Origin of the sequence: Streptomyces sp. NPDC090088 (genome assembly GCF_044747345.1) — a bacterium.
Taxonomy (GTDB): Bacteria; Actinomycetota; Actinomycetes; order Streptomycetales; family Streptomycetaceae; genus Streptomyces.
Map to the genome: position 1 here is coordinate 143,183 of NZ_JBIVDZ010000004.1, position 11,262 is coordinate 154,444.

An 11,262-nucleotide genomic window follows, 5' to 3' on the forward strand; every position below is an offset into this window, starting at 1 on the left:
AGGTGAGGGGGATGCGGGGGTGTTCGGGGGCTGCGGGTGGTGCGTCGGAGGTGGGGGGTTGATTGAACGATCAGCTATAGCAAGGAAGTTCCGGTAAAGCGGATCACATCAGGAAGTCGGCGTCACCCGCCTTCACACCGGACAGGAAACTCGTCATCTCACGGGGTGTGAAGACCAGCGCCGGTCCGTCGGGGTCGGTCGACTGGCGTACCGCGACCCGGCCGTCGGCGAGCTTCTTCACTTCCACGCAGGCACCGCCGGCGTCGTCGCTCCACGGCTTGGACCAGCCGCGCGCGCCGAGTTGCCGGGACGGGATGCCGTTGTGTATCGGGTGGTGCACGTCAGAGCTCCTTGCGAATCGCACCGAGGAGGGCCTCGGTCTTTCTGGCGGGCGCGGCCTGGGCGCCCAACCGGTCCAGGGCCTCGCGATAGACCACGACGTCGTCGCTCTTGTCCAGGTAGACGGCGCCCACCAGGCCGTTGAGATAGACGATGTCGGGCAGCTCCGGGGCCTTGAACCGGAAGAGGTGGTACGCACCCGCGCGCATCGCGGGGTGCGGGCCGTTGGCGAACGGCATGATCTGCAAGGTGACGTTGGGGAGCCGGTTGATCTCGATGAGATGGCCGATCTGGGCCCGCATGACCTCGGCACCGCCGACCGGCCAGCGCAGCACCGTCTCGTCCATCACGACCCACAGCCGCGGCGGGGCCGGCCGGGTGATCAGCTCCTGGCGGCGCATGCGCAGCGCCACCATCCGGTCGGTGGCCTCGCTCGACGCGTGCGGGTTGCCGGCGCCGAGCAGCGCCCCGGCGTACTCCCGGGTCTGCAACAGGCCGTGCACGAACTGGTTCTCGTAGGCGCGGATCTGCAACGCCGCCTGCTCCAGGCTCAGATACGCGGCGAACCAGTCCGGCATCACATCGCGGTAGGTGTGCCACCAGCCGCGCTTGTTGGCCTCACGGACGGACTGCAGGAAGGTGTCGACCTCCTGGCGGTCCGTCACCCCGTAGACCTGCAGCAGCTTCTCGGCGTCCGCGAGGCGGAGCCGGGCCACCTTGGCGGCTTCCATCCGGCGGATCGTGGAGTGGCTGACGCCGATCGCCGCACCGGCCTGCTCATAGGTCAGGCCGGCCCGGGTGCGCATCTCCTCCAGTTGCCGGCCGAGGATCATGCGCAGGACGGAAGGGGCACCGCCCCAGTCGGTCTCCGAGGTCACGCCCTACCCCCTCGCACCAGGTTTCAGGGTCACCGGCTCGCGCGCTCGCGATCGGCTGACGGACTCATTCGATCACTTCCTGTCGGGGAGCAGCATGCACTTCGCTTCTTGCAATTTTCAACTTGCCGGTTGCGAGACGATGTTGGCAGATGTCAGAGTGGGCTTACTGCTCCGGTCGACCAAGGAGCGGGCGAAGCAGTCCAGTTGGGGGAAACTGAGCTGCGGTCCGGCGCCGTCCAGGCTCGGGTCGTCGTCTGCCCTCGAGCGGACCGGGGCGCATGCGACCGCTCAGCCCCCCCACGCTGCGAAGCCGGACGAAAGGCGCACGGCGATGGCCCCGCCCTCTCTCCCCCAGCCGCTCGACCGACTGCCCGAGGACCACCTACCCGGTCTGCCCCGGCCGGCCCTGATGGCCGCCGCGGAGGGCCCGCACCACCCGTCGGACGTGACGGGCACCCCCAGACCACCCGGAGGCGAACGCCTCGGTCGACTCCCTGGGCCGCAAGGCCTCGACCGGTTCGCCTCCGGGGACCGGCCCCCCGCCCTCAGCCGGGTCTTCGACCTGGCCCCGACGCCCCGGGCGGTGGGCAACGCCCGCCGGAGCGTGGGCGAGCTGCTGGGCTCCTGGGGCGTGGGCGAGGAAGCCTGCGACAACGCGGTCCTGGTCACCTCCGAACTGGTCACCAACGCGATCGTCCACTCGGCCGGCCGGCGGATCGTGTGCCGGGTGCAGGCCACCGCCGACCGGGTACGCATCGAGGTCGAGGACCAGAACGGGGGCTTCACGCTCCCGGCGCCCCGGCAGGCCAGACCCGACGAGCAGAACGGGCGCGGGCTGTTCCTGGTCGACGCCCTCAGCCTCGACTGGGGCGTCACGGCCGCCCCGGAGGGACCCTCCTCACGCGTCGTCTGGGCCGAGCTGTCGACGGCACCGGACGCACCTGTCACCACCCCCCACACCCCAGGAGGCCCGCCGCCCCATGGACCGTCCCCCCACCCCTGACCTCGCCGCCGACCCGTCCTGGACCCGCACCCGCCCGAAGCCCGGCCCGGAGCAACCCCACAGCGCTCCGGCCGCCTGATCCCGGGCCCCGCCCCGCCCCGGCCGGCCCGCCCTCCTTCCGAGGGCCCGGTCACGGGGCGGGGCGGCACCCACCGGCCGCGGCAGGAGATGCGGGCCCCGGCACCGCACCGCATGATCGGGGAGGGAACGGCCTGCGGCGGAAGGCGGCAGCCCCATGACTCCGACGGTCGACGAGGCCATCGCCCGCGTGGTCCGGGCCGGTGCGTGGGTGCTAGTGGACACCGCCCCGCTGGACTTCGTCTGTCACCGCCCTCAGGTTCTCGGCCGGGCCGACGGCACCTTCTTCCTGACCAGCACGGAGATCCTGGAACCGGCCGGGGCCCGCGCGGGCCCGCACGGCCCGTCGTACTCCCCGGGGCGCGGCCGCGGGCACCTCTTCGAGATGAGCGCGCGGGGACGCCTGCTGCGGCACTGGGAGCTCGGCGAGGACACCGTCTACCACGCCGGCGGGCTCGCCCACGACGGTCAGTTCGTCTGGGTCGCGGTGGCCGAGGACCGGCCCGACTCGCGGTCCATCGTGTACCGCCTGGACCCGGCGACCGGCGAGGCCGAGGAGATGTTCCGGTACCCCGACCACCTCGGCGGCATCGCCCGCGATCCCGAGACCGGTCTGCTGCACGCCCTCACCTGGGGCGGCCGGCGCGCCCTGGTGCTGACCACGGACGGCGAACCCGTCAGCCGGACCCCCGCGCCGGGCCGCCATCTCGGCCTCCGCTGCTGCCCGGCCGTCACCGTCCGCTCCCCCGCCGGCCTCTCGGTCACCGTCAGGGCCACGGACTTCGAGCTCGCCGGCACCGACCGGCTGCGGCTGTACGCGCTGCCCGACGGCTCCCCGGCGACGGGCGGCGCACGCCTGCTGGTCCTGGAGGCCGCGTCAGGGGTCTGACACCCGCGGGCCGCGGGAGGACCGGGAGCGCCGCTGGTCGGCGGTGGTGAAGGCGAGTACGGCCTTCTGCCCGCCGAACCCGAAGGAGTCGCTGACGGCGGCACGCATCCGGTGGGCGCGCGGCACATCGGTGACGACGTCGAGGTCAGCGCCGGGTCGAGCACGTCGAGGTCGGCGGTGGGCGGGACGAGTTGGCGGCGCAGGCTGAGCACGGTGCAGGCGGCACGCTGCGCGGCAGGGCCAGTGGGGAGATCCGTTCGGGGGTGCCCTTCGCGAGCCGGTCGAACTCGGGCTGCCAGCCCAGCAGGGACCCGGTGCCGACGCCCGAGGACACGGGCCTGGCGAGCGGCGCGACGGCCGGGCGCACCCGTAAGAGCCCCCCGTTCGAGCCCGTCACGCGTACGGGTCCACCGCGCGCGCAAGCCCGCGGCGGGCAGCCGGGGGCCCGGTCAGTCCGTTGCGTGGGCCAGCAACGCGGTTGCCGCGGTGCGTAGTTGGGCTGCGGCGGCGGTGCAGGCGGCGGCCTGGCGTTCGAGGGTGGTCCCGCTCCACTCCGGTGCCTCGGTGCGGCCGCCCAGTGTCGCGGCGGCGCCGCGGAGCCGCTCCGCGTAGCCCTCCATGCGGTCCGCGTCGGCCCTCAGGCCGTCGACGTGGGCGAGGAGTTCGGGTGCCGCGGTGGCGGGACGGGATTCGGTCGCCATGGGGGTTCACCTGCACTTGGGGGAGGCTCAGCGCGGCAGCACCGCGCCCGCGCTTCGGTGGGCCATGAACCGTGGGCCGGACAGCACGAACCCGGGCCGCACGCTGTCGAGTTCGAGGATCTGGAGGTGGCGGGCCAGCGCCCCGCGGGCGCCGTCGAGCCGCAGCCGGACCCGGGGGCGGGCATGGACGCGGGGCCTCCCGTGGGTACGGACGAGGGTGCGGACGGTGCTGTCGCCCCGCCGCCCGTACAGCACCCAGTCCGGCTCCGGACACCGCACGCCGGGCCCCGCGTCCCCCGTGACGCTGAGGCCCAGTTCCGGGGCCTCGGCGCGGAGTCGGCGCCCCTCCAGGTCGATCTCGGCGGACCCGAGTTCGGCCGGCTGGGCCCAGACCTCGTCGGCCACCGTCCGCGCCTCCTCCGTGCCGACCGCGAGCGCGACGACGTACCGCCCGGTGCGGCGCAGGTCGGCCCGGCGCAGCAGGTCCACGGCGGCGTCGTACGGGTGCGGCCGCCACAGGTCGTCGACCAGGACGGACAGACCGAGTTCGGTGTAGGGGCCGATGGTGGTGCAGCGGTGTTCGTAGAGGGAGAGCACGGCGAGGGCGCGGCGGCCGAGCCGGGTGGGGACCATCCAGGCGACGTCGGGCAGCAGGCTGCGGGCCACGTCGGCGTCGAGCGGGAAGCACAGGTGGGCCGCCGAGGAGTCGTAGTAGCGGACCGGCATGTCCACCGGGCCCGCGGAGGTGGCGAGGCTGGTGGTGGGGACGGTCAGGAAGGGGTGGCCCTCGGGCGGCCGGGCGCGGTCCCCGAGCCGGTAGGCGCGGGTGCGTTCGACCGGGCCGCGGTAGGGGGTGAGGGCCCGGTCGATGTCCCGGGTGGCGTGCGGGATCACCGTCTCCAGGTGGTCGATGTAGCCGCGGAGCAGATGGCAGCGCGGGAACTCGCGGACGGGACCGGCGTAGGCGACCTCGTACCGGTTGGGGTGCGGGCCGAAGGCGGCGCCCGGGTCGCGGCCGTCGAGGACCGGGACGATGTCGTGCCGGTCGGTGATGCCGGCGACCCAGGTGCGCGGGTCGGCGGGCCTCCTGCCGTCGACCGGCGCGCCGACGACGACCAGGTGGGTGACCCGGTACGCGCGGCAGAACTCGTCGTCCTGCGCGAGGTTCATCAGCGCGATCCCGCCCTCGCCGTGCCCGACCAGCGCGAGGTCGGCGCCGCGCGGGATGCCGTGTTCCCGGATCGCCAGCAACAGGGAACGGGTGTACGGCGAGTCCGTCAGGAACAGGTTGCGCCAGGCGTCGGCGACGTCCTGCGCGGAGTCGTCACGGGGGCGGCCGGGGGTCGTGCCGGGCGCCTGGACGACGTACCGGAGGACACCGTCGGGGCCGCGCACCTCCTGGACGAGGACACGGCCGCCGGCGGAGAGCAGGTCGATGTTGCGCAGGAAGTCGAGGAAGGAGCCCTCGGCGGCGATGTCCTGGCGCTCCCGGGCGGAGAGTTCGACGGCGTGCGTCGTGCCCCCGCCGCCGCCCTGGCCAGGTGCCGGGAGGTACGACGCGCCGATGCCCGTCGGGGGACCGGCGGCCCGCGCGCGGCCGGCGGCGAGCGCCCAGGCGGTGTCGTCGTCCGGCGGTCCCTCGTCCAACAGACTGCGGACGGCGAGGAGTTCGGCCAGGATCGGGGTCAGTCCGGAGAGGGCGCGGCGGGCGCCCCGGTCCTTGAACAGGGCCCGCAGCGCACGGACGGCCGCCCGGTCGCTGCCGGTGCCGACGGCGCCGATGAGCCGGCGCATGCCCGGGTCGTGCTCGAACTCGGGGTGGTCGAGGAGCACGGCGGCGATCCTCAGCCGCAGCGAGGTGACGGCCACCGTGGCGGCCAGGCTCTCCCGGCCCAGCATCTCCCCGGCGGCGCCGAGCAGATGGCCCGCTCCGTCCGGTGCGACGATCGCCGAGCCGCCGAGGCCCCGCTTGTCGGTGAGGGCCCGCAGCAGCGCCCAGCGGGCCGCGTAGCCGGTGCGGGGGCGGCGGTGCGCGGAACCCGTCAGCGCCGGGGCGAACAGCACGGAGCTGGTCCGCGCGGAGACCCCGCGGATGCCCTCGGCGACGTCGACCACCTCACGGGCGCATTCCCGCAGCAGCTCCTTCGTGGGCGGCCCGGAGGCACGGCGACGCGCTGCCATCCGACGCTCCCTCGGATCGACGACATGGCCTGGTCCCATCGTGTGCCCTGCGTCCGGCGCGCGCACCTTCGTCCGTCCGGGTGAGGCCGGTCCGGGCGCCGGCGGCCCGGGACCGCTCAGCCGGAGTCGGCGGCGAGGCCCGCGGCGACGGTCGCCCCCAGTTCCCAGCACGCGTCGATGCCGGGCTTCCCCGGCTCGCCGGTCACGGTGACCGGCTCGGCCGCCCGGCGCCAGCCGAGCCCGGTGGTGATGGAGTCGAGGGCGCGCAGGGCGCCGGTGACGTCGTTGCCGCCGTGGACGTAGGCGCCGAAGGGGCGGCCGCGCGTCTCGTCGAGGCACGGGTAGTAGATCTGGTCGAAGAAGTGCTTGAGGGCGCCGGAGAGGTAGCCGAGGTTGGCGGGGGTGCCGAGGAGGTATCCGTCGGCCGCGAGCACGTCGGAGGCGGTGGCGGACAGGGCCGCCCGCCGCACCACCCGGACCCCCTCGATCTCCGGGGTCGTCGCCCCGGAGACCACGGCCTCGAACATGGCCTGGCAGTGCGGCGACGGGGTGTGATGGACGATCAGCAAGGTAGGCACACCGGGCACCCTGCCGTGGGGTGCCCGCCGACGGCAAACGGCGCCGGACCGCGCTCGTACGGTGGTCGCGGGCGCCCTCGATTACAGTGACCGGCCGGTGAGGCCGAAGGGGGAGGCGCGGGATGGGGACCGTACGGAGACCGGTGGCGTGGCTCGCGCTGCTGGCGGGGCTGCTGACGGGGTGTGACGTGTCGGCGCGTTCGGCGGATGTCACGGTGTCGGGGCACGGGTCGAGCGGGGCGGCCGAGAGCGCGGGGACGGTCGGCGCCGCCGGTTCGGCCTGTGCGCTGCCGGTCACCTTCGACATCGCCGTGGGCTGGAAGGCGGAGGCCGTCGACGGGCTGGGTGCCGTCGCTTCGGGCGGCCCGGACGGTGACCTCGCGGGGAGCCTGCTGCGCCAGGGTCCGGTGACCCTCGTCTGCGAGATCGACGCCAAGCCGGCCGGGGCCATCGGCTTCCTGCGGGTGTCGACCGGGAAGCCGGGCGGCGGCGACGCCCGCGCGGTGCTCAGGGCCTTCGTGGCCGCGGAGGACGGCGCCGGCCGGGCGCGGTACCGGACCTTTGCCGCGGGCGGACTCGCCGGGGTGCGGGTCGACTACGTCCAGACCGGCAAGCTCCTCGGCGAGAGCAAGAAGGAGTCGGCCCTGGCGGTGGTCACACCCCAGGGCCCCGTGGTGCTGCACCTGGGCGGGCTCGACAGCGCGGAGCACGACGAGATGCTCCCCGCGTTCGAGCTCGCCCAGGACACGCTGCGCATCCGGTGAGGGGTCAGACCCCGCCCCGCTTGGTGCGCCACAGCAGTACGAACCCGGAGGCCAGCAGCAGTCCGCCGAAGACGGCCGGCCAGAGGTGGGCGCCGGTGTCGGCGAGCCCGCCCTGGACCGCCTGGGGCTGGGTCTGGGGTTCCGTCTGGGGTGCGGTGGAGGAGGTCTCCTGGCCCGCCGGGGCGGCGACGGCGCCGCTGGTCGGCGTCTCGGTGTCGGGCCGCTGCGTCGGCCGGCTGATGGCACCGCCGCCGGCGTCGCCCGAGGTGCCCGATCCGGTGCCGGACGACTTCTTGGGGGACGCGCTCGCGTAGACCCTCGGCAGCCCGGTGTCGCCGGGCGTGGTCTGCGTGGCGGGCGTGTCCGCCGGCGGCTCGGACGGCCGGGCACTCTCGCTCGGGTTCCCGGCCGGGCTCTCCGGCTCGCTCGGCGGGGTGACCGGGGTCGCCGTCCCGGCCGGCGGGGTGTCGCCGGACCCGGCCGTCTCGCTCGGGGTGGGCTCGGCGCTCTGCGACGGCGGCTCCTGCTGGTCTCCGCCCGCCCCGCAGGTCCGGCCGGAGTTGATGCAGTCGACCATCTCCCGCATCAGCTTCTCGTCGAAGACGTTGATGAAGTCGCCGTGGTCGGTGACCGGCTTGTGCAGCTGTTCGGGGAACGAGTCCACCGCGAACAGCGGGACCGTGCGGCCGCCGTCCTGGAGGCTCGGCGCGTCGACGTCGTAGACGATGCGCTGCACCAGCTGCGGGATCGCCTCGAACCCGGCCGGGCAGCTGCCGTCCGCGGCCTCGAACGCCACATGGGTGCGGTGGTTGGCGCTGTCGATGTTCCGGCCGTCCCAGCAGCTCTGGAACCTGAACGTGCGCACCACGTCGCTGCCCGAGGGGCAGAGCGGGTACTTGTCCTTGAGCTGGCGGTCCTCGAAGCCGGTGCAGCTCCAGGAGGCGTTGGCGTTGGTGGGGCCGTTGACGAAGGCCTTGGCGTCGCCGGTGATGATGCGCAGCAGGCGGGGCATCTCGGTGACCTTGGAGGTGGGGTTGCCCTCGAAGGTGAGCGTGACCTCCTTCGCCGTGACGATCTGTCCGGCGTTGCCCTCGGTGCCACCGCCCGGCTTGTCGGCGTCCCGCTCCTGCTTGCCGTTCTGCAGCCGCAGGACCGGCCAGTAGTACGTGGACTTGTCGCCCTGGTCGACACAGCTGGTGTCGGCGTCGGCGAGGTCCTGGTCGCTGGCGAAGGCGTTGTTGGACTGGTTGCCGATGTAGTCGTGGAAGTGGTGGGCGCCGTTGGAGACACCGGGCGCGACGATCACGTTGTCCGAGTTGAACAGGCCGTTCGCGTTGACGCCGCAGCTGGAGGCGAAGGTGCCGGTGGAGCCGCCGGACTGCTCGGCCGGGGTCCGCACATTGGGCTGGACGGTGGTGATGTCGGCGTAGTCGGCGGCGACCGGACCGTTGCCGCCCTGACCGCCCTGGCCCGCCTGTCCGCCGGTGCCCGTGCCGGTACCGGTGCTGCTGCCCTGACTGGGCGTGGCGCTCTCCTGCGGTGCCGCCGACTGCTCGCCGCCCTGGTTCGAGGAGCGCAGGGTGCAGGCGGCGAGGTCGTCGAGGCCCTGGGGGCGGTCGCCCTCCCGGTCGATGGCGTCGGCGATCCGGCCGAGCGTCTCGGACCGCTTCTCCTTCAGCGGATTCATGATCGTCTGGTCGGCGAGGCCGGGGTTCTGCTCGATCGCCGCGGCGGATTCCTTGAGTTGCTGGTAGGCGGCCGCGATCTGCTGGTCCAGCTCGGCGAGTTCACGGTCGACGTCGGACCGGGCCCCGTCGGGCACCGCCGTCAACTCGGCGCCGACGTCGGGGCAGTAGACCGTGGGCGCGGAGAGCACCTGGCCCTGCCAGGGCTGCTGGTCCGAGCCGCCCTCGGTGGCCGACGCGTAGACGTTCACCGCGACCAGTCCTCCCCCGCCGAGCATCAGCGCGACCGCTGCGAAGGTCGCGCGTCGTGCACCGGTCGGTCGTCTGCGCCTGTTGCGTCTCAAGGTCGTACTCACGGTCGTACCCCTGGGTGGTCGTGGGCGGCCGGGCATGGAAATCCCCGGCTTCATACGGACCGCGGCACCGCCGTGTTCAACGGTCCCAGAAATTCACGGTGACCTCACAGGTAGCATCATCGAGGAGTGACCATCCAACTACGGAGCGAACTCATCGGGGACCCGGATCGCGCCGCGCGATTTTTATATTTCATGGGAAACTGGTGCGAAAACGGCGGGGAGGTGACCCTGTCATGAGCGAGGCGGAGATCGACTACGCGGCGGTGTTCCAGACACTGCCCGGGATGGTGGCCCTGTTGACCCCCGAGTTGGTGTACGCGGACGCCAACGAGGAGTTCCTGCGCATGGCCGGGCGCAAGCGCGAGGACATGATCGGCCGGTATCTCTTCGACGTGTTCCCGGACAACCCGAACGACAGCACCGCGACCGGTATGCGCAACCTGGAGACCTCACTGCTGCGGGTGCTGGCCACCGGCGAGCGGGACACCATGGCCCTGCAGCGGTACGACGTGGAGCTCCCCGACCGGCCCGGGCACTGGGAGCAGCGCTACTGGAGCCCGGTGAACGTGCCGGTCCTCGGCCCGGACGGGAAGGTCGTGCTGCTGGTGCACCGGGTCGAGGAGGTCACCGAGCTGATCCGGGCGCGCCGGACCGTCGGCGACGGCCGGACCCAGGTCCTGGAGGCCGAGCTGTACCGGCGCGCGGGCGAACTGCAGGAGATCAACGAGCAGCTGCGGCAGGCGCACGCCCGGGAGCGCGAGGTGGCGGTCGCCCTCCAGGAGGCGATGCTGCCCGCTCCCCGGCAGCTGGAGCACCACCGGGCGGCCGTGCGCTACCGGCCGGCCACCGGGTCGCTGCACGTGTGCGGCGACTGGTACGACCTGGTCGACCTGGTCAGCGGCGACTGCATCGGCGTCTCGGTCGGCGACGTGGTCGGGCACGGGCTCGAAGCGGCCTGTGTCATGGGGCAGTTGCGCAGTGCGCTCAGCGCGGTCTCCCGGGTGGCCGAGGGCCCGGCGCAGGCGCTCGGCGTACTGGGGCGGTACGCGCACGTGATCGACGGCGCCGAGTCGGCCACCGCCGTGACGGCGTTCGTCGACTTCGCCCGCCACACGGTCACCTACAGCAGCGCCGGGCACCCGCCGCCCGCCCTGCTGCACCCCGGCGGACGGGTGGAACTCCTCGACCGGGCCACCGATCCCCCGCTCGACGCCCGCCCCGATCCGCTGCCGCGCCCGCAGGCCGTCACCGCGTTCGAGGACGGCGCCACCCTTGTCCTCTATACCGACGGACTCGTCGAGCGCCGCCACGAGGACATCGACACCGGGCTCGCCCGGCTCACCCGATCCCTCGCCGCGCACCGCGAGTTGGACCCCGAGGATCTCGCCGACGCCGTCCTGCGGGAGCTGCTGCCACCGGAGGGCGCGACCGACGACACCGCCCTGGTCGTCGTACGACTGTGATCGGCGGATGCGCGAAATGCCGTCCCGCGCAGCCCCATACCGAACAGTACGACGAACATCACAAATACGTATCGGACATTACGCACGTCAACCTTCACACGAGTGACACAAGTTGGCTAAGTTGACGGGTAAGCCGCTCGGCTCCCCCCGGCGAATCCCGTCGGGCCGCGCGGCCTCCGCCGAGTCCGGCGCCCTCGTGGGGCGATCCGGAGCCGGGGACCCAACCGATCACTGGGGTGAATCGGCCAACTGCCCACAGGGGCAAGGGCCGTAGGGCATACCTTCCGGATTCGACGCCCGAACCCGACAGCTAACCCGGTAGGCGGAGTACGGAAGGAGCACGACCC

The 11,262-nt window shown here is 73.3% G+C and carries 10 protein-coding genes and 1 riboswitch; of the genes, 4 read left to right on the top strand and 6 right to left on the bottom strand.

The window, feature by feature from the left end; all coding sequences use genetic code 11:
• Positions 1 to 103 precede the first annotated feature (103 nt).
• Complete coding sequence (locus ACIPSJ_RS20815) at positions 104 to 340, bottom strand: DUF397 domain-containing protein (RefSeq protein ID WP_174856016.1); 237 nt, start codon at positions 338 to 340, stop codon at positions 104 to 106.
• A 1-nt stretch (position 341) separates the two neighbouring features.
• On the bottom strand, positions 342 to 1,217 hold the full coding sequence (locus tag ACIPSJ_RS20820) for a helix-turn-helix transcriptional regulator (protein ID WP_359216317.1): 876 nt from the start codon (positions 1,215 to 1,217) through the stop codon (positions 342 to 344).
• Between the two features lie 331 nt (positions 1,218 to 1,548).
• Between ACIPSJ_RS20820 and ACIPSJ_RS20825 the strand changes: the two genes are divergently transcribed.
• The gene (locus ACIPSJ_RS20825; protein WP_359216320.1) at positions 1,549 to 2,220 is read left to right on the top strand and encodes an ATP-binding protein; all 672 of its coding nucleotides are present in this window, start codon (positions 1,549 to 1,551) and stop codon (positions 2,218 to 2,220) included.
• A gap of 235 nt (positions 2,221 to 2,455) precedes the next feature.
• Positions 2,456 to 3,187: a DUF6454 family protein gene (locus tag ACIPSJ_RS20830; protein WP_401347608.1), complete on the top strand. Its 732-nt coding sequence runs from the start codon at positions 2,456 to 2,458 to the stop codon at positions 3,185 to 3,187.
• Positions 3,188 to 3,636: 449 nt separating this feature from the next.
• On the opposite strand, the gene ACIPSJ_RS20835 is transcribed toward ACIPSJ_RS20830, so the two are convergent.
• The 3 genes from ACIPSJ_RS20835 to ACIPSJ_RS20845 form a co-directional block, all read right to left on the bottom strand.
• Positions 3,637 to 3,888 carry a hypothetical protein gene (locus ACIPSJ_RS20835; protein ID WP_359216326.1) on the bottom strand — a complete coding sequence of 84 codons (252 nt, stop codon included), beginning with the start codon at positions 3,886 to 3,888 and terminating at the stop codon, positions 3,637 to 3,639.
• A gap of 27 nt (positions 3,889 to 3,915) precedes the next feature.
• The gene (locus ACIPSJ_RS20840; protein WP_401347610.1) at positions 3,916 to 6,069 is read right to left on the bottom strand and encodes a hypothetical protein; all 2,154 of its coding nucleotides are present in this window, start codon (positions 6,067 to 6,069) and stop codon (positions 3,916 to 3,918) included.
• A 116-nt stretch (positions 6,070 to 6,185) separates the two neighbouring features.
• On the bottom strand, positions 6,186 to 6,647 hold the full coding sequence (locus ACIPSJ_RS20845; protein WP_355718359.1) for an NAD(P)H-dependent oxidoreductase: 462 nt from the start codon (positions 6,645 to 6,647) through the stop codon (positions 6,186 to 6,188).
• A gap of 122 nt (positions 6,648 to 6,769) precedes the next feature.
• On the opposite strand from ACIPSJ_RS20845, the gene ACIPSJ_RS20850 reads away from it, so the two are divergent.
• Complete coding sequence (locus ACIPSJ_RS20850; RefSeq protein WP_401347613.1) at positions 6,770 to 7,411, top strand: lipoprotein; 642 nt, start codon at positions 6,770 to 6,772, stop codon at positions 7,409 to 7,411.
• 4 nt (positions 7,412 to 7,415) lie between these two features.
• Here the strand turns inward: ACIPSJ_RS20850 and ACIPSJ_RS20855 are convergent, their stop codons facing one another.
• Positions 7,416 to 9,374 carry a DUF1996 domain-containing protein gene (locus ACIPSJ_RS20855; protein WP_359216581.1) on the bottom strand — a complete coding sequence of 653 codons (1,959 nt, stop codon included), beginning with the start codon at positions 9,372 to 9,374 and terminating at the stop codon, positions 7,416 to 7,418.
• 311 nt (positions 9,375 to 9,685) lie between these two features.
• Here ACIPSJ_RS20855 and ACIPSJ_RS20860 point away from each other — a divergent pair, with 311 nt between their 5' ends.
• Complete coding sequence (locus ACIPSJ_RS20860) at positions 9,686 to 10,915, top strand: PP2C family protein-serine/threonine phosphatase (protein WP_401347616.1); 1,230 nt, start codon at positions 9,686 to 9,688, stop codon at positions 10,913 to 10,915.
• Positions 10,916 to 11,082: 167 nt separating this feature from the next.
• Positions 11,083 to 11,256: riboswitch (cyclic di-AMP (ydaO/yuaA leader) on the top strand.
• Positions 11,257 to 11,262: the final 6 nt, after the last annotated feature.

Excerpts from the sequence above, each read along its gene's own strand:
- ACIPSJ_RS20825 (WP_359216320.1), top strand. The coding sequence starts at position 1,549 with ATGGCCCCGCCCTCTCTCCCCCAGCCGCTCGACCGACTGCCCGAGGAC.
- ACIPSJ_RS20830 (WP_401347608.1), top strand. The coding sequence starts at position 2,456 with ATGACTCCGACGGTCGACGAGGCCATCGCCCGCGTGGTCCGGGCCGGT.
- ACIPSJ_RS20835 (WP_359216326.1), bottom strand. The coding sequence starts at position 3,888 with ATGGCGACCGAATCCCGTCCCGCCACCGCGGCACCCGAACTCCTCGCC.
- ACIPSJ_RS20840 (WP_401347610.1), bottom strand. The coding sequence starts at position 6,069 with ATGGCAGCGCGTCGCCGTGCCTCCGGGCCGCCCACGAAGGAGCTGCTG.
- ACIPSJ_RS20850 (WP_401347613.1), top strand. The coding sequence starts at position 6,770 with ATGGGGACCGTACGGAGACCGGTGGCGTGGCTCGCGCTGCTGGCGGGG.
- ACIPSJ_RS20855 (WP_359216581.1), bottom strand. The coding sequence starts at position 9,374 with ATGCTCGGCGGGGGAGGACTGGTCGCGGTGAACGTCTACGCGTCGGCC.
- ACIPSJ_RS20860 (WP_401347616.1), top strand. The coding sequence starts at position 9,686 with ATGAGCGAGGCGGAGATCGACTACGCGGCGGTGTTCCAGACACTGCCC.